Source organism: Victivallis vadensis (assembly GCF_003096415.1).
Taxonomy (GTDB): domain Bacteria; phylum Verrucomicrobiota; class Lentisphaeria; order Victivallales; family Victivallaceae; genus Victivallis; species Victivallis vadensis.
Genome location: NZ_QEKH01000014.1, coordinates 16,182 through 39,235, shown reverse-complemented (window position 1 = coordinate 39,235; position 23,054 = coordinate 16,182). Strand labels below are relative to the sequence as shown.

Here is a 23,054-nt window from a genome sequence, read left to right as displayed (position 1 = left end):
TGGCTGTTCGTTGCCTGCTTTCAAAAAAGTATGGCGATAACCGCGATTAATTACGCTGGGGCAAATTCCTTCAAGCAATAGCCTGACAACCGGGCCGCGACCGGCCGGGCTTCTTAGATTTCCCCCTGCTCAAAACGGTTAAACCAGGCTCAGCAGAGCTGCTGTAAGCTTGCCTTCCGGGGCTTCCAGTTCATGCAGGATTGTGAAGTGGTTGTGCCCGGGAAGCGTGAAAGCGCCGCCGGGCAGCGCCGCAGCCGCGCGAAGCCGCGCAAAATCCCAGCTTTGACGCAGCAGCTCCGGTAATTCGGCAGAACCGCAGGCCGCGATCAACGGACGCCGGGAAAGGGGACGATGCTGCGGACTCAGCCCCGTGATTTCTTCCGGCGTCAGCCGGAGTTTTTCATTCAGGCTGCATCGGGAGATCGGTTCCAGGTCGAAAATACCACTGACGGCGAGAACGCCGACCACCCCCGCCTCGTCAGACATCATTGCGGCGAGATGTCCGCCCGCCGACCAGCCGGCGACCACGATCCGGCTGCAGTCGGCTCCCCACGCTGCGGCGTGCTCCCGCAGCCAGCGCAGGGAGTCGCGGATTTCCGCGACGATGCCGGTCAGCGTCTGGTCCGGCGCGAGCGTGTAACCCGGCAGGGCGACGTGGATGCCGTGCCGCAGCGGTCCCGCCGCCAGAAAACGGAAGGTCTCCTTGCACCGCATTTGCCAGTAGCCGCCGTGGATGAAAACCAGAAGCGGCGCATTCACGGCACTGCTTGCAAAGTAATCGATCCGCTGGCGTTCGCGCACGCCGTACCGCAGGTCGAGACGTTCCGGACGGCGTTCGGCCAGAAGGCGGCTGCGTTCGTCGAACCCGGCGAGCAGCCGGGCGCTGTCGGCGACCGCACCGGTGTTGTCGTAGGCGGCGTCAAGTTCGGTTCCGGTCAACTTCCGATCGAGTCCGGTCATTCCGGCACATCTTTCAAACGGCATTCGTTTCTGCATGGGAGTCCGCTTTCCATTCTGATTTCGTACAAGTTCTGGTATAGGCGCGCCAGTCGGCGAAGCCGGAGATGTCGCGGCCGCACTCCGCCGCCACGGCCTCGCCGATGAAGCCGGGGACGCGGGAGCCGTCCCGGAGTTCCAGCATGCCGAGGCCGAGCGGAGGCGGAATGCGGGCGGCGAACCGGGCGAAAGCATTTTCGGACAGTTCGTAAAGTTCAACGTAAAATGAAGTTCCGTCTTTTTCCGTTCGCAACAGCGCCGGTTTCGGCACGGAACCTTTTTCCAGCGCGTACATCCGGTAGCGGGGAGCGGTTTCGGCGCTTCCCAGAAAACGGGCGCCAAGCTCCTCCAGTTCCGAGTGGAGCGGCATGCCGGCGAGGTGCGCGCCGCAGACCGCGACGGTGTACGGTTCCGCCAGCCGGAAGCGCCGCGCCGCCTCCAGCAGCCTGCCGTCGTCGAACGCCCTGCCGACCAGCGTCACGCCGAACGGCAGTTTGCCGGCCCGCGCCGCCGGAATTGCAAGGGCGGCATAGTCCAGCAGATTCATGTAGTTGGTATAGTACCCGAGATTGCTGTTGAGCCGGATCGGATCGGCTTCGACTTCGCCGATCCGGTAGATGGTTCCGGCTGTCGGAGTCAGGAGCAGGTCAACCTTCGCCAATTCCGCGTCGGCCTTCGCCTTGCACTCCTGCAGCCGGTACATTCCCCGGAACACCTCCGACGGATGCGGCGTATGTCCGGGCGTGATGATCGTTTCGATCACCGGAAGCGCCGCGCCGGGATGGCTCTCGATGAATCCGCCGACCGCCGCGTAACGCTCGAATACCCACGGTCCTTCGTAGAGCAGACGCGCAGCGGCCAGAAACGGCGCGAAGTCGATCGTCACCCTTTTGCCGCCTGCCGCTTCCATCCGCCGCACCGCGCGGGAAAATGCGTCGCGGTAGGCGCGGTTCCCGAAGAACTCAAGTTCTTCGTCGCGCGGCACACCGAATTTCCAGCGGCGCGGCAGGGGATTCACTTTCGGAGCGGCACGGCTGTAAGCGTCTTTCGGATCGAATTTTACGGTGACCTCCAGCAGAATTTCGGCATCTTCAAGCGTCAATGCGAAGATCGATACGCAGTCGAGGGTGCGGCAGGCCGGAACCACGCCGCGGGTACTCAGAAGTCCCCGGCTCGGCTTGACGCCGACCAGTTCATTGAACGCCGCCGGAATCCGTCCGGAACCGGCGGTGTCGGTGCCGAGCGAAAAGCTGCACAGTCCGTGCGTCAGCGCCGCCGCCGAGCCGCTGCTCGAACCGCCCGCCACATAACCGGGAGCAAGCCGGTTCGGGGTCACGCCATACGGCGAGCGTACCCCGACCAGCCCGGTCGCGAACTGGTCCATATTGGTTTTGCCGAGCGGAACGGCGCCGGCTTCGACCAGGAGTTCGACCACCCGCGCCGACCGCTCCGGAGTGTAGGCGTAGGCCGGACAGGCCGCCGTGGTCGGAATCCCGGCAAGGTCGATGTTGTCTTTGACTGCGAACGGGATGCCGTAAAGCGGCAGCGAGTCCGGCGACAACCGTTCCAGCCGGGCGAGATATTGTTCCAGCTGCGCTTCGGGAATCAGGCTGATCCAGATTCCGGCAGGCGCTTCGGAGGCGGCCCGGTACAGTTCGGTCAGGCGGCGGCGCACTGTTGTCCGCCCGGTGCGGTACTGATGTAATAAGTTTTTGATCGTCAGCATGTTCAAGTGCCTTTATGCAATGCGGTTTCCAAGGAAGAATCATACGGTGACGGCGAAAAGGCATTGGCCGCTTTTGACTTCGGTAGCGGCGGCGCAGAAGATCTGAGTGACTGTGCAGTCGGTCTCTGCGGGAATCGCGATTTCGGTTTTCATGCTCTCCATCACGGCGAGTGGTTCGCCTGCCTTGACGCGGGTGCCGGGAGCGGCGACATTCAGCTTCCAGATGCTTCCGGCGACAGGGGCGTAAACGCCTTCTTCACCGGCTTTCAGGACGGCTTCGGGCGCGGCGTCGACGACATCGCCGGAATGGGTCTCGAAAGTGAGCTGGCCGTTGGCGATCCAACGCTGTTTTTCCTCCTCGAAAGCCTGCCTGCGGCGGGCTTCGAAGGCGTGGATCGATGCGGCGTTGTCATGCAGAAACGCTTCGTACTCTCCGATGTCGAAAACCGTCGGTTCGATCTTCAAATGGAATTTGCCGGCGATGAACTCCCGGCGCATCCTCATCAGCTCGTCCGGCCCGACCGGATAGAAACGGACCTGGTCGAAGAAACGCAGCAGCCACGGCTTGCCCGCTTCAAATTCCGGAGTGACGCGAAACCGGTTCCACATCTGTACGGTGCGCCCGACGAACTGATAGCCGCCGGGCCCCTCCATGCCGTAGACGCACATGTAGGCGCCGCCGATCCCGACCGCGTTTTCTGGCGTCCAGGTGCGGGCCGGATTGTATTTGGTCGTCACGAGGCGGCGGCGCGGATCGAGCGGGGTCGCGACCGGCGCGCCGAGGTAGACGTCGCCGAGTCCCATCACCAGATAGCGGGCGTTGAACACGGTCTCATACACTTCGTCAACCGAGTCCAGCCCGTTGATGCGGCGGATGAATTCGATGTTGTTCGGACAGCACCACGGCGCACCGGGACGGACCGTGCTGACGTATTTTTCAATGGCGAGCCGGGTGGCGGGATCGTCCCATGACAGCGGCAGATGTACGATCCGGGCCGGGACACGGGTGATCCGGTTGTTCTTCAGTTCTTCCGCAAGGCCGGCAAGCAGTTCCAGCAGCTCCCGCTGCGGCAGTTTCGCCGGGTCGAAGTGAAGTTGCAAAGAGCGGATTCCGGGCGTCAGGTCGATCAGGGCAGGATGGTGCAGCTCACCGAGCCTCAGCATCCAGGCGTGAACTTTGAACCGGAGCCGCAGGTCGATCACCGGCGGGCCGAATTCCAGCAGCAGATACGCATCCCCGTCCTGGCGGCAGACGATGCGCTCCATCTCATCGCCGCCGCCGAATTCGGCGACGACCGGAGTGACCGGCTCGACCGGCTCAGGAACCGGCGGCGGCGGCCAGGCGGCAGCGGGATCGGCCAGCACGGCTTCGCGGTACTCGCGCAGGCGCGCCGCATATTCAACCGAAACCGGAACGAACCGGACCCGGTCGCCGCTGCGGAGCAGGCCGACCTTCCAGAGTTCGGCGCCGATGACCGTGACCGGACAGACGAAACCGCCGAGGCTCGGACCGTCGTTGCCGAGGATTACCGGCATGTCGCCGGTGAAATCCAGCGTACCGACCGCATAGGCGTTGTCGTGCAGGTTGGAGGGGTGCAGCCCGGCTTCGCCGCCATCGGGACGCGCCCATTCAAAATGGGGGCCGATCAGCCGGACGCCGGTGCGCGAGGAGTTGTAATGCACCTCCCACTCCGCATCGAAGAAGGTTTTCACATCTTCCGGGGTCAGGTAGTCCGGCGCGCCGTGCGGCCCGTACAGGACCGCGATCTCCCAGCGGCTGCCGAATTCGGGCAGCGAAGCGGCCGGGGGCGTCAGCGGTTCCCCCGCGGTCATCCCCCCGATGTGGAGCACATCGCCCGCCGCGAGGGCGCGGCCGCCGTGACCGCCGAAACGGCCGAGCGTGAAGGTCGAACGGCTGCCGAGATATTCCGGCACGTCGATGCCGCCGCGCACGGCGAGGTTGCAGCGCTGGCCGCAGCGGGTGACGCCGATCTTCAGCACATCGCCCGGATGCACTTCGCAGGGACGGTTGCGTTCGACCGGCATGTTGTTCAGTTTCAGCGGAAAATCGCCGCCCGTCACGGCGATCAGCGTCTTGCAGTTGAACCGCAGCGTTGCGCCGGAGAGGGTCATTTCCAGCCCCGGAGCGTTTTCGGCATTCCCGACGATGCGGTTGGCGAGCCGGAAGTGGTAATCGTCCATCGGGCCCGACGGCGGCACGCCGACATCCCAGCAGCCGAGGCGGCCGGGATAATCCTGCACCGTGGTCTGCGCGCCCGGTGCGAGAACCTCAAAAGTCGGCGCGGCATAGGCGAACTCCCGCAACAGGGCGGTCGAAACCTCCCCGGAACGGAATTTTTCCAGCTTCAGCACATCGCGCAGCAGCAGCAGATTGGTTTCAAATCCGGCGACACGGCTGGCGGCCAGCGCCCGTTCGGACTTCGCGATCACGTCGGCGCGGTCGCGGCCGTGCACGATCAGTTTGGCGAGCAGCGGATCGTACCATGCACTGACTTCGGAGCCGGTTTCGATCCACCTGTCGCAACGGATTCCGTCCGGAAAATCGGCGGCGGTCACAAGGCCGCTCGACGGCTGGTAGTTCCTGCCGGGGTCCTCTGCGTAGATTCGGAACTCCATCGCCGCGCCGGAGGGCGTAAAACACTCCCCGGGAACGAAAGGAACGTTTCCGGCCGCCTCCAGAATCATCCATTTCACGAGGTCGATGCCGAAAACCGCTTCAGTCACGCCGTGTTCTACCTGAAGCCGGGTGTTGACTTCGAGGAAATAAAAGTCGCCCGTCCGGCAGTCGTAGATGAATTCGACCGTACCGGCGGAACGGTAGGCGACCCCTTCACCGAGGCGGCGGGCGGCGGCGTGCAGCGCGGCCCGGGTCGCTTCCGGCAGGCCCGGCGCGGGCGTCTCCTCAATCACCTTCTGGTTGCGGCGCTGGGTGGAACAGTCGCGTTCTCCGAGAATCGCGACGTGACCCCGCCCGTCCCCGAACAACTGCACTTCGATATGCCGGGAACATTCGACGTACTTCTCGACGAACAGCCCGGAGTCCTTGAAGTTATTGCGGCTCAGCCGGCCGATCCGTTCGAAACCGGCGGCCAGTTCCGCGTCGGAACGGCACACGCACATGCCGATGCCGCCTCCGCCCGCCGTACTTTTGAGCATCACCGGATAACCGATTCCGCGGGCGGCTTCGAGCGCAGCTTCGGCAGTCGGCAGCAGGCCGCTTCCCGGAACCAGCGGCACCTCGAACCGCTGCGCCAGTTCCCGCGCCCGGTGCTTCAGCCCGAAGTCGACCAGCTGTTCCGGCGTGGGGCCGATGAAAACGATTCCGGCCGCTTCGCACTGCCGGGCGAAATCGGCGTTTTCACTCAGGAAACCGTAGCCGGGATGAATCGCTTCGGCCCCGGTTTCCCGCGCGGCGGCGAGAATCGCCGGAATGTTGAGGTAGCTTTCGGCGGCCGGAGCCGGACCGAGCCGGACCGCCTCGTCGGCGGCCAGCACGTGCGCGGCGGTTTCATCGATATCGGAGTAGACCGCGACCGAACCGATCTTCATCTCCCTGAGCGTCCGGATGATCCGGCAGGCGATTTCGCCGCGGTTTGCGATCAGTACTTTCTTGAACATAAAACACTTATCCTTTCTCGGCGTCCCAGATGAGCATTTGCACCGGAGTCGGGTTGTAGTCGTTGCAGGGATTGTTCAGCTGCGCACAGTTGGAGAGCAGCACCAGCACGTCCATCTTCGCTTCGAGATCCACGTATTTGCCCGGGCCGGAGATGCCGTCCACAAATTCGAGGCTCCCCGTCGTGCCGAGCTGAACTTTGGTGAAGAAGTTCAGGTTGCAGGTCTGGTCGCGCTTGCTCATGCCGGGCATGTCCGAAAAGTGGCGCACGAAGGTGTCGCGGCAGCTGTGCATGAAGCGGGTGCGGTCGGTGTAGCGGATTGCATTGCCCTCCGCCGAACAGCCGCTGCCGAGCGTGTCGTGCTCACCGCAGGTATCGGCCACGACCGTGAACATCACATTGTCGTCGTTGGAACGCAGTTCGGTGCCGAGCTCGATCAGCGTGCTGCGCTGCGCCGCAATGGTGTTGTTCACATTGTAACGCTCGGCGGTGTCGTGCGCATTGTAGAGCAGCACATCCGCCGACTGGTTGCCGCACAGGTCGACGATCCGCAGGATCTGTCCGGCCCGGACCTCATGCAGCCAGCCGGTTCCGGCCTTGACCACGGCGGAGCAGACGGCCTCGGCCGGATCGCGTTCCACCGCTTTGAGTTTCGGATTCATCGGCAGCCTCCTTCCGGGTCCCACACGATCATCTTGACCGGAGTGGGATCATAGCCGTTGCAGGGATTGTTCAACTGCGGACAGTTGGAGACCAGCACCAGCACGTTCATCTTCGCTTCGAGTTCGATGTACTTGCCCGGCGAGGAGATGCCGTCGGCGAAATTCAGATTGCCCCGCTCGTCCAGCGGCACGTACATGAAGAAATTCAGGTTGTTGACCTGATCGCGCTTGTCCATCCCGTGCGCCAGCAGCCGGGCGAGGAAACTTTCGCGGCAGGCGTGCTGGTAGCGGTGGCCGAAACCGTAGCGGATCATGTTGCTCTCGCACGAGCAGGCGCTGCCGAGCGTGTCGTGGTCGCCGCAGGTGTCGGCCACCACCGTCAGCATCACGCGATCCTCGCTGCTCATCAGGTCGGTGCCGACGCCGACCAGCGCGTTCCGCTGGTGCTGCACGGTCTGCTGTACGCTGTAACGTTCGGCGGTATTGTCGGCGTTGTAGAAAATGGTGTCGACCGCCTGATTGCCGTTGATGTCGACGATCCGCAGAATCTGTCCTTTCCGGACCGGATACATCCAGCCGGTTCCGGCCTTTACGATTTCGACGTGGACGGCGTCGGCTTCCTTGCGGGGGCTTTCCAGATATCGGGTAACCATGATTGCGTCCTCCGGATTACAGGTTGTAGAGCGAGGTGGCGGCGAATCCGCGTTCGTTTTCCGGGCACCAGGTGAAGCACGGATCGTCTTTGCGGCCGGGTTCGCACGCATAGAGCGCCGCTCTGACCGGCTTGCGCGGATATTCGGTCGCCGGACTCAGCGGATGCATGCCGGTATCAAGCACCACCAGCGTATCCATCTCGGCCCGCAGGTCTACATGGCTTCCCGCCGGAGAATTGCCCGGCACGAAGGTCATCGCCCCTTTTTCATCGACCGTGACCTTGCTGAAAAAGTTGATGATTTCGGTCACGTCCCGCTTGGTCATGCCGTGTTTGCCCAGTTCGACGAGCAGAGAATCGTAACCGTTGCGGTAGAATTCATTGTGCGCTTCCTGATACTCCTTTTTGCCGAACCGCTTCTCGATCAGCGCGGCATGGGTGCAGCCGCAGAGCATGTCGTGCCAGCCGCAGGTGTCTTCCGGCACGCTCATCAGGATGCGTCCCATGTCGGAGTAGATGCAGCAGTGTTTCGTCAGGCGGCAGATGTGCTGGATTTTCAGCGTATCGCCGAGATTGAACCGTTCGGAAAAGTTTCCGGCGTTGTAGAACATCGCCGATACGTTGGCTCCGCCTTCCAGATCGGTCAGGCGCAGCAGCTGGCCGCGCTTCACGATCCGGGAATAATTCCAGCCGCCGTCGATTACGGTTTCGGTGAGCAGAACAAGATTGTTTTCCATGATAAAATTCTCCTTCCTTACAGGTAGTTTCTGGTTCCGACCATATTGATGATTTTGAAGTCGGGCTTCTGCGCCCGGCGGTTCGGGTTGATCAGTTCGTCGATGTGGCGTCGCGTCGCCTGAAACTCCGGCGACAGCAGCATGTCCGGGGCGCGCGGCCGGGGGACCGGCACTTCGATCACTTCGTTGACCTCGCCCGGATTCGCTTTCAACGCCAGAATCCGGTCCGACAGATAGACTGCCTCGTCGAGGTCGTGGGTCACGAAAATGACCGTGATGTCGATGTTGTGCCAGACCTCCAGCAGGTAGTTCTGCATCTGGGCGCGGGTCTGCGCATCCAGTGCGCCGAAGGGTTCGTCCATCAGCAGCACCCGCGGCTGGGGCGCAAGGGCGCGGGCGATCGCGACGCGCTGCTGCATGCCGCCGGAAAGCTGGCCGGGGTAGTAGTCCGCATATTTTTCCAGACCGATGATGTCCAGCCATTGCAGCGCCATGTTTTCGGCGCCGTCGCGGCTGTAACCGGCGGTTTCAAGGCCGAACATCACGTTCCGGCAGACCGTCAGCCACGGGAACAGGGTGTATTTCTGAAACACCATTCCGCGTTCCGCGCCCGGTTTCGTGACCGCTTTGCCGTCCAGCAGGATTTCGCCGGAAGTCGCGGTTTCAAGTCCGGCCAGGATCCGGATCAGCGTCGATTTGCCGCAGCCGGAGGGACCGATGATCGAAAGAAATTCGCGGTGATGCAGCCGGAAACTGACATCCTTCAGGACCGTCCGGGGGCCGTCAGAGGCGGGGAACTCCTTGCATACGCGGATTCCCTCCATGATTACCGGGCGCCGCTTCAGCCGGACGAAACGGTCGCGCACCTCGGGAGTCATTTGCTTGTAGTCGGGTAATGGTTCCATGATTACTCCTCCACGTTTTCCGGCGAATGTTTTTTCAGGGTGAAGCTGAACACCTGGTCGCGGGGACCGAAGACCTCCGCGAAGATCCGGTAGAGCCGGGTCCGGCAGCCGGCCTCCCACGGAAAAATCTGTTTTGCGAACCACGCGAGGAACATGTCGCAGGCAAGGCCGATGCAGCCGATGATCACGATCGCCGCGTAGACGTTCGCGAAATTCCGGTATTTGGCCTGCTGGGTGATGAACCAGCTGATGCCGGTCGTGGTGCCGACCACCTCCGCGACGATCAGATAGGTCCACGCCCAGCCGAGCAGGATGCGCATGTCCTTGTAGAGTTTCGGCAGCACCGACGGGATGACCACCCGCATCAGGATGCGCTTGCGGCCTGCTCCGAGCGTCTGGGCCGCTTCGATCAGCGCCGGATCGGCCTGCCGCGTGGTATTGGCGATCATCGGCAGCTGTTGGAAAAAGGTGCCGATCACGATGATCGCGACCTTCGGCGCATCGTTGATCCCGAGAATTGCGACCGCCAGAGTCGCGAAAACCGGGGCCGGAAAGTAGCGGATGAATTCCACCACCGGCTCGAACAGCCGCTCGAAGAACGGGAACGCCCCGCACAGGATGCCGAGCGGCACTCCCAGCAGCGACGACAGCAGGAATCCGAGGAACACCACCCGGATGCTGTGCGCGATGCTCTGATGGAACCACGGCTCCCCGTCGCGCCGCGGCGGCGTCTTGAATGCGGTCACCAGCGCGGCCGCCACCTCGTGCGGCGCGGGCAGCCAGGCCGGATTGGCCCGGACGCCCCGCATCGGGACGCCGCCGTTTTCGAGAATCGCCTTGTTTTCCCGCTCGAACCCCGAACGGTCGATCCGGTCGCCGGGCGCGCAGAGCAGGCTGTCGCCCGCATCCGTGATCCGCATGTCCGGATGATAGAGGAAGGGAGTGTAGCTGACCGCCGCCCACAATGCGAGCGGCAGCACGAACGACAGCACCAGAAGCGTCCCTTCCTGTCGCCGGGTCAGTTTTTTGCGGATGGCGAAGCATCCTTGCCGCAAAGTCATAATCGCCTCCCCGAACCGGTTATTTCCTCCCCTTCAGGTACGCCCGGGTGAAACTCGGGTCGATGCAGCGGGGGATGTTTACGTTCTCTTTATAGATTTTGTTGTCGACGAAGAACTTGTCTGTAATCGCGCTGGAGCCGTAGACCGAACCGAAACCGTCCGCCTTGCGGAAGATTTTCATCGCTTCGCCGGCGGTCAGAAACCGGGTCCCTTTCATATAGGTCGCATATTTTTCCGGCGTCACGCCGACCCGCGCGGCCAGGATTTTCATCGCTTCGTCCCGGTTGGCCGGATCGTTCAGGTAGTCGATTACGTCATACCACGCCGCGACGACCTTGCTCCACTCGGCTCGGTGTTTCAGCAAACTCTCCGCCGAAACCGCCAGCGTGTCGTAGATGATGCCGGGTTCGTCGGCGCTGGTGTAAAGTTCCCGGGAGCCTTTGACCAGTTCGAGCGCCGCCCCGGAATTCGGCTGCCACGCGACGATCGCCGCAACGTCGCCGGAGGCGAGAGTCTGCGCCGCCTGGTGGGTCGGCATGTTGACCAGCGTCACGTCTTTTTCCGTCATGCCGTTCTTCGCGAGCGCGTTCATCAGCAGCATGTGGCTCAGGCAGCCGATCTCAACGCCGACTTTCCTGCCTTTCAGTTCTCTGATCGAACCGATGCCGGGCGCGCCGACGATCTTGTCATTGCCGTTGGAGTAATCGTTGATCATGATGATGATGTTGCGTGCGCCGGAGGCGTTGAGCACCATCGCATCGCCGTTGGAGATGCCTGCCGCATCGATCCGTCCCACGGCGAACGCATCCATCTGCGGGCCGTATTCGAACCATTCCAGCTTCACATCGACGCCGTGCTTTGCGAAAAACCCCTTCTTGTCAGCGATCTCCCAGGCGGTCCAGCCCGGCCAGTCGCTGTAGCCGATGCGCAATACCGGTTTATCGGCGGCGGAGACGGCGGCCGCGACCACGGCCGTCGCCGTCAGTAGAAAATGTCTGAACCATTTCATGTCATACTCTCCTTGCTTAAAGATTGCTGCGGGAGTGATGAAACATATCGGACTCCCGTGCCATCCGATAAAGCAAATTCCGTGCCAGCCGGCAAAATGAGCGTGAACCGGCGGAAGAGAAGCGCCCGGCCTGAACAAATTTGTTCAGGGAATGCTTCCTGCATTACAGAATTGTGAAAGAAACGGTAAATAATGACGAAGGTGATGCCGGGAGATATCGTCCGGTTCGGCTGACGCAGACGAAGACAGCTTGAGTTTTCAGAAGAATACATGAGCGATTCGAAATGAGATTCGGAAAGAGGAGGCCTTGATTATAAACGCTACCTTTTTAATTGTGAATATTAAAAAAATAGATATTTTTAGATTTTAAAACTTGAAAATATGCATATATGATGTATTTTACAAAATCGATCAAAATAGTAGAGATTAATGCAGCGACACCGAAGGAGCCCCTATGAAAAAGCAGATCATCCGAATTGCCCGATTTCAGGCGGTGCTTCTGACAGCGGCCGTCTTTGTTGCCGGGTGTGTTCAAATCCCGGCGGAACCAGAAAAAAATCCCGCTTCCGGCGGGGAATATGACCGGAGCGCCGCGCTTCAATGCGCAGATGCCGTGCTGAGAGCCTTTCAGGAAAAAAATATGAACTGCTGAAAGAGGTCCTCGCGGAAAATCTTCAGAAGGAATTTACACCAGAAGCATTCTCGCAATCGTTCCTGCAGCTGCAGAACACGCTGGGAACCATCCACTCTTTTGAATATCGCGGGGAATTGAAAACTCCGGTTCTGAAAACACTGGTCTGGAAAGTCTGTTTCCGCAGAACCGGCAGCGATGATTCCGTCATTGAGCAGGAGATTCTGTTTCGCGCGCTGATTGCTCCCGTGCATGGCGAAAGCCGAGTCATCGGCTTTGGTTTTCTTTGATATCATGACGAAATTCATTATCGTCGGAAAGGAGATGATGAAAACGAACCGTTTCATTTCGTTACCGGATGCCGCCGGAACCTGCCGTTTTACGGGAAAAATGACTCCCGTGCTCCGCCGGATGTGCCGCATGAGCCGAATGCCGGACCGATGTCGCCGCTGAGACTGCATCGCAGCCGACAGAATCGGACCCGTGCCGGGTCCGTTTTTTATGACCAGATCAATTTACGCTTCTCTGTTCTCGGAGTGAAGCGTTTCCCGATGAGGAACCACCATGAACAACAGTATTTTCCATATCATATTGGCGGCGGGTTTTTCCGTCTCCGCCTTCGGACAGTCTCCGGCGTTTGCCGGCAGAAAAAACGTGCCTGACGAGGTGCGGCAGATCCGTCTGATTCAGGATGACGCCCAAACCAATATTACAAGCAAAATCTATGAACTCAAATACGTCAAGGCGACCGATATCCGTCCCTTTGTCGAGAACGCGGTCAAGCGTTACGACTCGCAGTCGCGGGTCGAACGGGTCAACTACTTTTCGGCAAAAAAGAACTGGCTGATCGTTTCCACCGGCCCGGAAATCATCCCGCTGATCGACGACCTGATCGCAAAAATCGACCAGCCGGGCAAACTTGACGAGTTCGGCTCCGTGATCGAAGGCACCGGCGTGACCCGCATCAGCTACACGCCGCGTTACCGGGCGGCGCAGGATATCGTCAACATCATCAATGGCGCTTTGCGCACGGGCATCGGCGCGGCCTATCTCAATGCGGAAACCAATACGATCTACTGGAAAGATGATGTGGCTTCCGCCAAGGCGATTCTCGCCTGGGTACAGCGGCTGGACCGCCCGGTGCCGCAGGTGAATCTGCGTTTGAACTACTATGAGGTGCGCGAAAGCAAACTGCGTGACATCGGCGTGGACTATCTGGCGTGGAAAAACGGACCGGGATTGAATCTGTTCGCAGCCGGATATGATGCCGGAAAGGTTTTCTCCAACGAAGCGGTTCTGCAACTCCTCGGTGGAGCGAAACAGTTTGCCGATCTTGCGAAAAATTTCTCCACGAGCTGGAGCTACGGTGGATTTTTCACGGCGCCGCAGTTCGATTTGAGTTTCGTGCGGCTGCTTCAGCAATCCGGCAACGCCCGGCTGGTTTCCAATGCGGACCTGACCTTTCTCAATACGCCGCTTTACGGCGACGGCCGCGATGTCACGCGCACCTATTATGCAGAGTTGACGCCGAGCTACCAGAACCTCAAAAAGGATGATGACGACCGAACCGATGTCGTGGCCGACCAAGCTGAAACTCCGGCCGTCGCGCTCAAAATCACCAACCCGGTGATCTGCTTCGGTGCACAGACCGGTGAAGTGGATTCCGTCGGCATGGTGCCGGCGACCGGGGATTTTTATGAAAACAACAGAACCGGCGGAGTGATTTTCTCCTACAACCTCGGAGTGAACAGCGTGGTGGAACGCAACAATCGAGGAGATGAACTCAGCAATTACGCACGGATCGACGGCGCTTTGACACTTGGCTTCAAGCAGGAGAAACTGCTCGGCAGCTATGTAAAGGAGACCGATGTTGAACAAACGATCGGCATCCCGTTTCTCTCGCGGATTCCGGTGCTCAAGTATCTGTTCGGCACGACCACCACGCTGAAAGAGAAAAGCTACATCATCGTCACAGCCGAAGCCCGTCTGGTCCACCCCGAACTTCTGCCGGCTCCTCCGGTCAGTCCGGAAGTCGTTGCGGAAGAACTCAACTGATTTTCCGAAAGGTTTTACTTCATGAACAACAAGATATTTCTCCTTCTGGCCGCACTTTTTCCCGCTTCCATCCTGACGGTGGGCGAAACGATCAAACTTGTGCCGGAGCAGATTCCCGGCAAGCCCAAAGCCGATTTCAACGCCCCCAGCGCCGGTTACGGCAGCAGCAGCGTGCAGGCGCAGCTGCGGCTGGAAGTCAAGGACGGGACGAAAGCGATCCATTTCATCCGCGACAACAACGACCCGTACGTCATTACCAGAACTTACGAGCTCAAACATGCGGACCCCTACGGACTGCGCTGGTATCTGAACGCCATCATCAACGCCAAGCGCGTGGATCAGAATCAGCCGAGCGTCGCTGCGCTCAAATTCAACAATGGGCGCAAGCTGCTGATCGTCTCGGCGGAAGCCTGCCGGTTTGAGGACGACGGTTACGGAGAGAGCATCGACAAACTGGTGGAACGGCTTGACCAGCCCGGGCTGACCGCCTCCAGCGGCCGTCCGAAATTCATCTACTTCCCGAAGATCAATTCAGCGGCGACTTTGAAGAAAATGGTTTCGGAAGTGGGCGCTTCGGCGATTGATGTGGAATTCGACAACGGAGTGGACAAACTGATCGTCGACGGCGGACTTAACGCGCTGTTCGTCGCGGCTCCTTTCTGGTCATGGAAGCATATCAGCAATATGCTTGCGCAATACGACCGCCCGATTCCGGAGATCCGTTTCCGCTACAAAGTGGTCGAAATCTTCGCGGAGAACGACGACAAGATCGGTCTGGATTTTCAGAGCTGGAAAAACAACGACGGCGCGGATTTCTTTTCCGCAGGAGGGCGTTTCCGCAGCAATTGGGCTTCCACGTTCGGTGCGGGAGTGAACAACTCCGGCTCCAGCAAAACGGAATTCTTCAATTTCAATCCGAAGTGGAACAGCAAGTACATCGATTTTCTGACCAGCCGCGGCAAAGCGCGGGTGCTGACCAGCGGCGTGCTGAATGCCAAAAACCGCACCACAACCTCAATCAATGTCGGTTCCGGCCTGTTCTATGACGACGTGTCGCAAAAAATCGAACCCGGCAACACCGGCAGGCTGCCGGCGCCGTTCGCAGGCGAACCGGATGTGCCGGACGCAGGAAAACTCGAAATCCGGAAGGGGCAGCAGCAGATCACCAAAGTCGGAGAAGGGTTTCGTTTTTCGCTTGATCTCGTCGAGCCGATCGTCACGGCCAACAGCACCACTCTGAAGCTCCATGCGGAGAGCGTTTCGCTGATCGGCTGGGATTCCAGCGGGGAACCGCGTCTGAACAAGTCCGAAATCGAAACGGAAGTGCAGATCGGCAACAGCGGCAAGAATTTCGTGATCGGCGGCCTGAGGAAGTTCGACATCGTCCGGGGTGTCGCGGGAGTGCCGCTCCTGAAAGACCTTCCGCTGCTCGGCTGGCTGTTCTCGACCGAAAGCGAATCGACTAAGAAGTCGCAGATCGTGATTCTGGCGAGCGCGGAATACAGTACGCCGTTCGATCCTGTACCGACGGAGATCCAGGCCAATGTCGGCAAAATCGTCGAGGACGTCCGTGCCGGTGTGCGGAATCCGCTCAACAATCTCGGGTTTGAACAGTACGGAATTGATTCCGACACAATTGAATAATCTGAAAAAAAATCAAGGAGTTTCAACATGAACAACATTTCCCAAATCACTCTTTCGGCAATTCTGGCTCTCACGGCTTCGGGGACGTTCGCCGCAGACAAGGTCAGGGTCGGCTATCTGGCGGAACCGGCGCACGGACTGCACTTCATCGCCCGGGAAAAAGGCTTTTTCGCCGAAGAAGGAATTGATGCCGATCTGTTTCAATTCAATACCACTGCGGAAGGGTGCGCAGCGGTCCGGGCGAAAAAACTTGATGTCGGGACCTTCGGCACGGCGGCGCCGCTGCTTTTCATCGCCCGAGGAGTCGACTTCACCGTCTTCGGCGGCATGATGATCGGCGGTCAGGCGATCATCGTCAAGCCGGAGAATGCCGGGAAGTTCCGGAATCTTGCGAACTTCAAGGGAGCAAGAGTCGGCCTTGGCAAACTCTCCACCGGCGACGTGATTTTTCGCGGCGCGTTGAAAAAGGCGGGGGTCGATCCTTACAAAGATCTTAAAATCATTGAATTCGGCGGCCAGGGCGCCGTGGTGGAAGCCGTCCGGAAGGGCGCGGTGGATGCAGGGATCGTATTCAGCCCGCACTTTTCGCTGGCGAAAAAAAATTACGGTCTTGTGGTGTCGAATTACATCGCCGATTTCCAGCCCGCCTACACCTGCTGCCGGCTGATCGCCAACACGAAGGACCTGAAGGCGAAACGGGAAATCTACAAGCGATATCTGATCGCGGAAATCCGGGCGTACAGATTTTACCGGGAAAATCAGGAGGAAACCGTGAAGATATTCGCCGGCAGTTTCAAGCTGGATCCCGGCATTGTCCGCGCGGACACCTATACCGATCATACCTTCGACTCCAACCCCGACCCTCTGAGAAAGGGAACCGTGGATTTCTGGAATACGATGAACGAGATCGGCTACCTGCCGGAAAACCGGGTCGACATCAGCCGCCATATCGACACATCGATTTACCGCGAAGCACTGGATGAAGTGCTGAAACGGTGGCCCGACGATCCGGTATACCGGGAAATGGACGCCTTCTTCAAAGCGAACAATTGAAACAGGGAGTGGAATCGGTCATGAAATATCTGCTCGCAGTCATAAGCCTCGCGCTGTTTGCGGCCGCGCTGGGAAACCGGGATTATCCGCTTGCGCTGCTCGCTCTCGCGCTGCCGGCCGTCACGACAGTACGCGCCCGGCTCGCCCGGCGGGAAGAGAAGCGCAACGCCGTGATCGATTCCGCCACTGTAATCGAAGCGGTTCTGCTGGTCTGGCAGCTGGCCAGTGCGAATTTCCGACTTGCCGACCCGGTGCTGTTTCCCCCGCCGGCGGCGATTCTCGCACTGTTCTTCGCGGAACTGGGCGATATGCTCAGGGGATTGCTCTCTTCTTCCTATCTGCTCGGTTCCGCCTACGGGCTCGCCCTTGTGACGGCGATTCCGGCCGGAATCGCCGTGGGAAGCTCCCGCAGGCTGCGCGCCGCAGCGGAACCGTTTTCCCGCGTGCTGGGCGCAATTCCCCCGATCGTCTACATTCCGTATGCGATTGCGCTTCTGCCGAGTTTCCGTTCGGCTTCGATCTTCGTGATCTGGTCGGGAGCGTTCTGGCCGGTTTTCGTCAATACGGTTTCCGGAGTAGTGACGATTCCGGATTCTTTGCTGGATTCAGCCAGAATGCTCCACTTGAAAAGGAGCGTGTTCTTTTTCCGGATTCTGCTGCCGGGAGCGATGCCGTCGATCCTGACCGGCGCTTCGCTCGGGCTGATTTTCAGTTTTCTCCTGCTGACCGCCGCCGAGCTGATCGGCGCAACTGAGGGACTCGGCTGGTATGTGAAGAACTTTTCCGACTTCGCGGATTACGGACGGGTGATCGTCGGCATCCTCTTTATCGGAATCGTCGTCACTTCGCTGATGTGGCTTTTCAACAAACTGGAGCGCAGGCTGCTGCGTTACCGGAGGAATATACATGATTGAATGCAGGCATATTGATTTTTCCTATGATTCGAAGACGATCCTTCAGGGAATTGACCTGAACATCGAAAACGGCGAATTTCTCTGTATTCTCGGACAATCCGGCTGCGGAAAATCGACGCTTTTACGGCTGCTTGCCGGACTGGAACGGCCGTCGGCCGGAGAAATCCGGATCGACGGCGAACCAGTCGCCGGGCCGGATCGCCATTGTTCCGTGGTCTTTCAGGATTATTCGCTCTTCCCCTGGATGACGACCGGGGCGAATCTGACGCTGGCACTGCATGCCGCATATCCGGATAAAAACCGGAAGGAGGTAAAGGCGCTGGCGGAGTCTTATCTCGAAACCGTGGGACTGGGCGGTTCTTTCGGCCAGTATCCGGAGGCGCTGTCCGGCGGCATGCGCCAGCGGGCGGCAATCGCGCGGGCGCTGGCGTCCCCCTCCGGGATTCTGCTGATGGACGAGCCGTTCGGCGCGCTGGACCCGGTAAACCGGGCGCTCCTGCAGGAGCTGGTGCGCAATCTGCACCGTGATGCCGGAAAACGGCGGACGGTGATTTTCGTGACGCACGACATCGACGAGGCCCTTTATCTGGGAACGCGGCTCGTGGTATTCTCCAGCTCCCCCGGGCGGATTATCGCCGACGAGGGAAATCGGATTTCGCGTCGATACGATCGCACCGCTCTGTTCCGGCAGCCGGAAATCAAGGCGCTTCAGCAGAAGATTCCGGCAGTTTACCGCAGCGACATGCTCGAACGTCTCGCAAAACGTTCCGAAGTCCGGAACGGCGGCGGCATCTGAATATTCAGCGGACAGATGCCCAGGGACTGTCCCGGCGAAATCGCCGGAATGCCTTCCGGAATTTCCGCGCGCAGCGTGTCGTCCGGTGATGGAGACACCCGGCAGAAAATCGGTGTTTGCCCCGAACGCGCCTTGACTTCCGCTTTGAACGGAGCCGCAGGAGCCGGAACGGAGGTCCGCAGCAGTACGGCGTATCAATCTGCTGCGGCGGAATTCTCGGACTCGGCGAAATCTGGCGCGACCGGGTGAAAATGGCATTTGCGGTGCGCGAGCTGGATGTGGACGGCATTCCGCTGAATGTCCTGCTTCCGGTCAGGGGAACGCCGCTGGAGCATCTTCCGGTCATGGAGGTTGCCGATGTCGCCAAGTCATCTGCGATATTCCGGCTGGTCAACCCCGCGAAGATGCTGAAATTCGCCGCAGGACGCGAGACGACGATGAAAGACTTCCAGGGACTCCTGATGCTTGCCGGGATGAACAGCATGATTACCGGCGGCTATCTGACCACCCGCGGGCGCAGCATTGCGGAAGACCGGGCATTTCTCGCAAGTCTGAATTGTTTCATCTCCGCCGGAAGCGGCGGTCAGATGCAGTAGTCGAGGACGGTTTCGCCGTTGGAGATATAAAGCTCCACCAGATCCTTCAAGGTGTAGGCGGCAAAGGCGCTCCGGATTTTCTGATTGATTTCCGTCCACATCCGTTGCGTGGGACACTGTGATTTCCGGCGGCACACTTCTCCCGAGGAGTTCATGCAGTCCACGATGGCGACCGGCCCCTCCATTGTTTCGAGTACATCGAGGACGCTGATGTCTTCCGGCTTGCGCGTCAAGGTATAACCGCCATTCACACCGCGGACCGACCTCACGAATCCCGCTTTCCTCAGTTCTATGATCAGGCGGCTGATGTACTTTTCGGAAATTTCCTGATTGCTCGCGATTTCACGGATCATGCGCGGTTTGTCTCCGACGCGGTACAAGGCGATATCCAGAAGAATCCGCAAACCGTAACGCCCTTTCGTGGAAATTTTCATTACTTTCCTCTTTTTCATTCATCTCGTTTCCTGCAAACCATCCTGAGCAATATACACTACCGATAGAGTAGGTTCAAGTACCGTCATCTGCTTTTTTGCTCTGTTTTCATGATTGCGCCCTGAAATAGAAAAAAGTAAAAAAATTCCAATGTTTACTTGTTTTTATCCGGGGACGCTGTATTTTATGATATCACAACCAAAAAAGTAGAGTTTTGGAAAAAAGGAGGTTTTATCATGTCCGAAAAAATTTGCAATGACATTCTAGAAAAAATCGGCAAAACCCCGCTGGTGCGGATCAACAAACTCAACCGGGGCAATGCGGAAGTGCTGGTCAAAGTGGAATCCTTCAACCCTGCCGGCAGCGTCAAGGACCGCATCGCCATCGGCATGATCGAGGCGGCGGAAAAGGCGGGAAAGATTGCGCCGGGAGCGCTGATCATCGAACCGACCAGCGGCAATACCGGTATCGGCCTCGCCCTCGTTGCGGCAGTCAAAGGTTACCGGCTGATCCTCACCATGCCGGACACCATGAGCATTGAGCGCCGCAAATTGCTCGCCGCCTACGGCGCGGAGCTCGTGCTGACCGAAGGCGCACTCGGCATGAAAGGCGCAATCGCCAAAGCGGAGGAACTTGCCAAAACGCATCCGGGTTCATTCATTCCTCAACAGTTCGACAACCCGGCCAATCCGGAATACCACAAGCACACGACCGCCGAGGAGATCTGGCAGGATGCCGGCGGCAAAGTCGACGCCTTCGTCGCCGGCGTCGGAACCGGCGGAACGCTGACCGGAGTCGGCGAAGTGCTGAAAGCGCGCAATCCGGACGTGAAGCTGATCGCGGTGGAGCCCTCCGACTCCCCGGTGCTCTCCGGCGGCAGGCCCGGACCGCACAAAATTCAGGGCATCGGCGCCGGATTCGTCCCCTCGGTACTCGATACGCAGATCATCGACGAGATTTTTCCGGTCGGAGCCGAAGAGGCGGGCGACACCGCCCGTGCAGCCGCGAAGCAGGAGGGGCTGCTGGTCGGCATCAGTTCCGGAGCCGCGCTTTTCGTCGCGCTCGAACTGAGCAAGCGCCCGGAATATGCGGGCAAACGGATCATCGCCCTGCTGCCGGATACGGGAGAACGCTATCTCTCCGGCTGGCTGTTCAATCACTGAGTCAACGCAACACCGGGAGAAGACATCCATGAACAATCGAAACTATCATATCGAAACGCTGGCGCTCCACGCCGGCCAGGAGATCGAACCGACCACCCGCGCCCGGGCTGTGCCGGTTTACCGCACCACCGCTTACAACTTCAAAAGCTCGCAGCACGGCGCCGACCTGTTCGCGCTGCGGGAGCCGGGCAACATCTACGCCCGGCTGATGAATCCGACCAACGACGTGCTGGAAAAACGCCTGGCGCAGCTCGACGGCGGCGCAGCGGCGCTGACGCTTTCCAGCGGCACGGCGGCGATCTATTTCGCCGTTACCAATATTCTCAGGCAGGGCGATGAACTGGTCTCCGCAAACAATCTTTACGGCGGCACCTTCACGCAGTTCGACGCGATCCTGCCCCAGCAGGGAATCACGGTCCGCTTCGCGCCGGTCAACGATTTTGCGGCGACAGAGGCTGCGATCAATGAAAAGACCCGTGCGCTTTATATCGAAACCGTCGGCAACCCGGCGCTCGACGTCGCCGACATCGAAGGTTACGCTGCGATTGCGAAAAAGCATCACCTGCCGCTGATCGTCGATGCGACCTTCACGCCGCCGACGCTGCTGCGTCCGATCGAGCACGGCGCGAACATCGTGATCCACTCGCTTTCCAAGTGGATCGGAGGACATGGAACCGGCATCGGAGGAGTGGTCGTCGATGCCGGGAATTTCGACTGGACCGATCCGAAGTTCTCGCTCTACAACGAACCTGACCGCGGTTATCACGGACTGCGTTTCGCCCACGATCTCGGGGAACTGAATCCGCTGGCGTTCATTCTGCGGCTGCGTACGGTCGGGCTGCGCAATCAGGGGCCGACGCTCGCGCCGGACGCGGCATGGCTCTTCCTGCAGGGAGTCGAATCGCTTCCGCTGCGCATGGAGCGCCACAGCTCCAATGCGCGGAAGGTGGCGGAGTTCCTGAAGCATCATCCGAAGGTCGCATGGGTGCGCTACCCGGGACTTTTCGGCGATCCGTCGCATGATCTCGCGCAGAAATACCTGCCGGACGGCGCGGGCGGAATGGTCGTATTCGGCGTCAGGGGCGGCAGCGCCGAGGGCATCAAACTGGTGGACAACATCGGGCTGTTCAGCATTCTCGCCAATGTCGGGGATGCCAAGAGCCTGATCATCCATCCGGCGAGCACGACCCATTCGCAGCTCTCCGACGAGGACCAGCGCAAGGCCGGACTCACGCCCGAACTCGTTCGTCTTTCCATCGGACTCGAACACGTTGACGACATCATCGCCGCTCTCGACGAGGCCCTGAAACTGATCTGAAAGGTCATGGACTCCGGGATGGCGTTCACGTCACATTGGTTCCAGTGTGCCTGCATGGAGTTTTATGATGGAATTTCAATTCAGCGGCAGAATGGAAGCGGCGGCGGAAGGCAGGCACTCGACGCTCCCGATGCCAAAATGGTTCTGATCGAGGAACTCCGGCAGATCGGGAAAACGGTGATCGCGGCCAGCGGCCTTGCGGGAGATCTGGTTTCCGGGATATCCGCCGCCTTGCCGCCCGCGTCGCCCCGGGGCGGAATCGCTGCCGCAATTCAGGCCAACACGATCGTTGCATTACTGCTTGGGCTGGAAATCTGAGAATCATGAAAATGGAGACTTATCCGATGAGTGAAGATGAAAAAAAATGCAGCCTGAGCTGCTCGGAGTGCGCAGTTCGCAACTGCTACCGGCGTGAAAAGCAATATCCGGCTTTCTGCCTGACCGAGGAATACAAAGATGCCGTGGAACTCACGCGCAGATTGTATGAGAGCGACGGCATTGACGGACGGCTCGCCCGGGCCGCCGCCGAAATCGAAGGCGAATATTACGGGCGTCTGACCCGGCTGGAGGAAACGATCCGCTTTGCGATGAAGCTCGGCGTGAAGAAGCTCGGCATTGCAAGCTGCATCGGCCTGCTGGACGAAGCATCGATCTACGCCAAGATCGTACGGACAGCCGGAATCGAAACGAAAACGGTGATCTGCAAGGTCGGTGCGATCGATAAAACGGAAATCGGCCTGCCGGACCAATTGAAAGTCTGCCCCGGCTGCAACGAATCCTGCTGCAATCCGGCGCTTCAGGCCCAGGTGCTCAACGATTGGGGAGCGGATTTGAATGTGCTGGTCGGCCTGTGTGTCGGGCACGACGCGATTTTCACCCGTCACAGCAAGGCGCCGGCAGTGACGTTCATCGTCAAGGACCGGGTACTGGGCCACAATCCGGCAGCGGCGATCTACACCTCAAAATTCTACTACAAACGGGTTCTGAACGAAACAACGTTCCCGGAACCGAAAACACCTTCCAGGCAGAAAAACTGACCGGAAGGCGCTTCAAAGGAACTTGGATT

General features: G+C 59.6%; 23 protein-coding genes. 12 read left to right on the top strand and 11 right to left on the bottom strand.

The features are described 5' to 3' along the window. Positions 1–138: 138 nt before the first annotated feature. The 9 genes from C8D82_RS09710 to C8D82_RS09670 are packed head-to-tail and all read right to left on the bottom strand — an operon-like array spanning position 139 to position 11,386. Positions 139–996, bottom strand: coding sequence for an alpha/beta hydrolase (locus C8D82_RS09710; RefSeq protein ID WP_207776107.1), 858 nt, complete (start codon positions 994–996; stop codon positions 139–141). Further along, a complete protein-coding gene (gene atzF / locus C8D82_RS09705; protein WP_116884084.1) occupies positions 974–2,722 on the bottom strand; it encodes an allophanate hydrolase in 1,749 nt (582 codons plus the stop codon). The genes C8D82_RS09710 and atzF overlap by 23 nt, the downstream gene beginning before the upstream one ends. A gap of 39 nt (positions 2,723–2,761) precedes the next feature. Next, positions 2,762–6,361 carry an urea carboxylase gene (gene uca, locus C8D82_RS09700; RefSeq protein WP_116884083.1) on the bottom strand — a complete coding sequence of 1,200 codons (3,600 nt, stop codon included), beginning with the start codon at positions 6,359–6,361 and terminating at the stop codon, positions 2,762–2,764. A 7-nt stretch (positions 6,362–6,368) separates the two neighbouring features. Then, entirely contained in the window at positions 6,369–7,022 is a 654-nt protein-coding gene (locus tag C8D82_RS09695; protein WP_116884082.1) for a DUF1989 domain-containing protein, read from the bottom strand. Continuing rightward, positions 7,019–7,675: an urea amidolyase associated protein UAAP2 gene (locus C8D82_RS09690; protein WP_116884081.1), complete on the bottom strand. Its 657-nt coding sequence runs from the start codon at positions 7,673–7,675 to the stop codon at positions 7,019–7,021. The genes C8D82_RS09695 and C8D82_RS09690 overlap by 4 nt, the downstream gene beginning before the upstream one ends. A gap of 16 nt (positions 7,676–7,691) precedes the next feature. After that, a complete protein-coding gene (locus C8D82_RS09685) occupies positions 7,692–8,411 on the bottom strand; it encodes an urea amidolyase associated protein UAAP1 (protein ID WP_116884080.1) in 720 nt (239 codons plus the stop codon). A gap of 17 nt (positions 8,412–8,428) precedes the next feature. Then, the gene (locus tag C8D82_RS09680; protein WP_116884079.1) at positions 8,429–9,316 is read right to left on the bottom strand and encodes an ABC transporter ATP-binding protein; all 888 of its coding nucleotides are present in this window, start codon (positions 9,314–9,316) and stop codon (positions 8,429–8,431) included. 2 nt (positions 9,317–9,318) lie between these two features. Beyond that, positions 9,319–10,377 carry an ABC transporter permease gene (locus C8D82_RS09675; RefSeq protein WP_116884078.1) on the bottom strand — a complete coding sequence of 353 codons (1,059 nt, stop codon included), beginning with the start codon at positions 10,375–10,377 and terminating at the stop codon, positions 9,319–9,321. Positions 10,378–10,396: 19 nt separating this feature from the next. After that, positions 10,397–11,386 (bottom strand): ABC transporter substrate-binding protein, encoded by a 990-nt coding sequence (locus tag C8D82_RS09670; RefSeq protein ID WP_116884077.1) that lies wholly within the window; start codon positions 11,384–11,386, stop codon positions 10,397–10,399. 454 nt (positions 11,387–11,840) lie between these two features. On the opposite strand from C8D82_RS09670, the gene C8D82_RS09665 reads away from it, so the two are divergent. The 7 genes from C8D82_RS09665 (at position 11,841) to C8D82_RS09635 (ending at position 18,479) form a co-directional block, all read left to right on the top strand. Next, positions 11,841–12,038 carry a hypothetical protein gene (locus C8D82_RS09665; protein ID WP_116884076.1) on the top strand — a complete coding sequence of 66 codons (198 nt, stop codon included), beginning with the start codon at positions 11,841–11,843 and terminating at the stop codon, positions 12,036–12,038. Beyond that, positions 11,987–12,307, top strand: coding sequence for a hypothetical protein (locus C8D82_RS21185; RefSeq protein ID WP_165832982.1), 321 nt, complete (start codon positions 11,987–11,989; stop codon positions 12,305–12,307). Before C8D82_RS09665 ends, C8D82_RS21185 begins: the two co-directional genes overlap by 52 nt. A gap of 274 nt (positions 12,308–12,581) precedes the next feature. Next, positions 12,582–14,072 carry a type II secretion system protein D gene (locus C8D82_RS09655; RefSeq protein ID WP_116884074.1) on the top strand — a complete coding sequence of 497 codons (1,491 nt, stop codon included), beginning with the start codon at positions 12,582–12,584 and terminating at the stop codon, positions 14,070–14,072. A gap of 21 nt (positions 14,073–14,093) precedes the next feature. Further along, entirely contained in the window at positions 14,094–15,716 is a 1,623-nt protein-coding gene (locus tag C8D82_RS09650; RefSeq protein ID WP_116884073.1) for a type II secretion system protein GspD, read from the top strand. A gap of 27 nt (positions 15,717–15,743) precedes the next feature. Continuing rightward, positions 15,744–16,769 carry an ABC transporter substrate-binding protein gene (locus C8D82_RS09645; RefSeq protein WP_116884072.1) on the top strand — a complete coding sequence of 342 codons (1,026 nt, stop codon included), beginning with the start codon at positions 15,744–15,746 and terminating at the stop codon, positions 16,767–16,769. A 20-nt stretch (positions 16,770–16,789) separates the two neighbouring features. Next, entirely contained in the window at positions 16,790–17,683 is an 894-nt protein-coding gene (locus C8D82_RS09640) for an ABC transporter permease (RefSeq protein ID WP_116884071.1), read from the top strand. Further along, on the top strand, positions 17,676–18,479 hold the full coding sequence (locus C8D82_RS09635; RefSeq protein ID WP_116884070.1) for an ABC transporter ATP-binding protein: 804 nt from the start codon (positions 17,676–17,678) through the stop codon (positions 18,477–18,479). The genes C8D82_RS09640 and C8D82_RS09635 overlap by 8 nt, the downstream gene beginning before the upstream one ends. Here C8D82_RS09635 and C8D82_RS22295 read toward each other — a convergent pair. Next, entirely contained in the window at positions 18,413–18,577 is a 165-nt protein-coding gene (locus C8D82_RS22295; protein ID WP_367998824.1) for a hypothetical protein, read from the bottom strand. The two genes, C8D82_RS09635 and C8D82_RS22295, sit on opposite strands and share 67 nt — an antisense overlap. A gap of 18 nt (positions 18,578–18,595) precedes the next feature. Between C8D82_RS22295 and C8D82_RS09630 the strand changes: the two genes are divergently transcribed. Then, positions 18,596–19,075 (top strand): biotin synthase BioB, encoded by a 480-nt coding sequence (locus C8D82_RS09630; protein WP_207776106.1) that lies wholly within the window; start codon positions 18,596–18,598, stop codon positions 19,073–19,075. On the opposite strand, the gene C8D82_RS09625 is transcribed toward C8D82_RS09630, so the two are convergent. Then, positions 19,063–19,509 (bottom strand): RrF2 family transcriptional regulator, encoded by a 447-nt coding sequence (locus C8D82_RS09625; protein ID WP_165832981.1) that lies wholly within the window; start codon positions 19,507–19,509, stop codon positions 19,063–19,065. The genes C8D82_RS09630 and C8D82_RS09625 overlap by 13 nt on opposite strands. A 234-nt stretch (positions 19,510–19,743) precedes the next feature. Here C8D82_RS09625 and cysK point away from each other — a divergent pair, with 234 nt between their 5' ends. Genes cysK through C8D82_RS09605 form a run of 4 tightly spaced genes read left to right on the top strand, consistent with a single transcriptional unit; the run spans position 19,744 to position 23,025 of the window. Beyond that, a complete protein-coding gene (gene cysK, locus C8D82_RS09620; RefSeq protein ID WP_116884068.1) occupies positions 19,744–20,670 on the top strand; it encodes a cysteine synthase A in 927 nt (308 codons plus the stop codon). A 28-nt stretch (positions 20,671–20,698) separates the two neighbouring features. Further along, positions 20,699–21,988 carry an O-acetylhomoserine aminocarboxypropyltransferase/cysteine synthase family protein gene (locus C8D82_RS09615; RefSeq protein ID WP_116884067.1) on the top strand — a complete coding sequence of 430 codons (1,290 nt, stop codon included), beginning with the start codon at positions 20,699–20,701 and terminating at the stop codon, positions 21,986–21,988. Positions 21,989–22,006: 18 nt separating this feature from the next. After that, positions 22,007–22,306, top strand: coding sequence for a ubiquitin-activating E1 family protein (locus C8D82_RS09610; protein WP_133245138.1), 300 nt, complete (start codon positions 22,007–22,009; stop codon positions 22,304–22,306). 26 nt (positions 22,307–22,332) lie between these two features. Next, positions 22,333–23,025: a DUF1847 domain-containing protein gene (locus tag C8D82_RS09605; RefSeq protein ID WP_116884150.1), complete on the top strand. Its 693-nt coding sequence runs from the start codon at positions 22,333–22,335 to the stop codon at positions 23,023–23,025. Positions 23,026–23,054: the final 29 nt, after the last annotated feature.

Coding starts and splice junctions, on each gene's coding strand:
- C8D82_RS09710 (WP_207776107.1), bottom strand. CDS start 996: ATGCAGAAACGAATGCCGTTTGAAAGATGTGCCGGAATGACCGGACTC.
- atzF (WP_116884084.1), bottom strand. CDS start 2,722: ATGCTGACGATCAAAAACTTATTACATCAGTACCGCACCGGGCGGACA.
- uca (WP_116884083.1), bottom strand. CDS start 6,361: ATGTTCAAGAAAGTACTGATCGCAAACCGCGGCGAAATCGCCTGCCGG.
- C8D82_RS09695 (WP_116884082.1), bottom strand. CDS start 7,022: ATGAATCCGAAACTCAAAGCGGTGGAACGCGATCCGGCCGAGGCCGTC.
- C8D82_RS09690 (WP_116884081.1), bottom strand. CDS start 7,675: ATGGTTACCCGATATCTGGAAAGCCCCCGCAAGGAAGCCGACGCCGTC.
- C8D82_RS09685 (WP_116884080.1), bottom strand. CDS start 8,411: ATGGAAAACAATCTTGTTCTGCTCACCGAAACCGTAATCGACGGCGGC.
- C8D82_RS09680 (WP_116884079.1), bottom strand. CDS start 9,316: ATGGAACCATTACCCGACTACAAGCAAATGACTCCCGAGGTGCGCGAC.
- C8D82_RS09675 (WP_116884078.1), bottom strand. CDS start 10,377: ATGACTTTGCGGCAAGGATGCTTCGCCATCCGCAAAAAACTGACCCGG.
- C8D82_RS09670 (WP_116884077.1), bottom strand. CDS start 11,386: ATGAAATGGTTCAGACATTTTCTACTGACGGCGACGGCCGTGGTCGCG.
- C8D82_RS09665 (WP_116884076.1), top strand. CDS start 11,841: ATGAAAAAGCAGATCATCCGAATTGCCCGATTTCAGGCGGTGCTTCTG.
- C8D82_RS21185 (WP_165832982.1), top strand. CDS start 11,987: ATGCGCAGATGCCGTGCTGAGAGCCTTTCAGGAAAAAAATATGAACTG.
- C8D82_RS09655 (WP_116884074.1), top strand. CDS start 12,582: ATGAACAACAGTATTTTCCATATCATATTGGCGGCGGGTTTTTCCGTC.
- C8D82_RS09650 (WP_116884073.1), top strand. CDS start 14,094: ATGAACAACAAGATATTTCTCCTTCTGGCCGCACTTTTTCCCGCTTCC.
- C8D82_RS09645 (WP_116884072.1), top strand. CDS start 15,744: ATGAACAACATTTCCCAAATCACTCTTTCGGCAATTCTGGCTCTCACG.
- C8D82_RS09640 (WP_116884071.1), top strand. CDS start 16,790: ATGAAATATCTGCTCGCAGTCATAAGCCTCGCGCTGTTTGCGGCCGCG.
- C8D82_RS09635 (WP_116884070.1), top strand. CDS start 17,676: ATGATTGAATGCAGGCATATTGATTTTTCCTATGATTCGAAGACGATC.
- C8D82_RS09625 (WP_165832981.1), bottom strand. CDS start 19,509: ATGAAAATTTCCACGAAAGGGCGTTACGGTTTGCGGATTCTTCTGGAT.
- cysK (WP_116884068.1), top strand. CDS start 19,744: ATGTCCGAAAAAATTTGCAATGACATTCTAGAAAAAATCGGCAAAACC.
- C8D82_RS09615 (WP_116884067.1), top strand. CDS start 20,699: ATGAACAATCGAAACTATCATATCGAAACGCTGGCGCTCCACGCCGGC.
- C8D82_RS09610 (WP_133245138.1), top strand. CDS start 22,007: ATGGCGTTCACGTCACATTGGTTCCAGTGTGCCTGCATGGAGTTTTAT.
- C8D82_RS09605 (WP_116884150.1), top strand. CDS start 22,333: ATGAGTGAAGATGAAAAAAAATGCAGCCTGAGCTGCTCGGAGTGCGCA.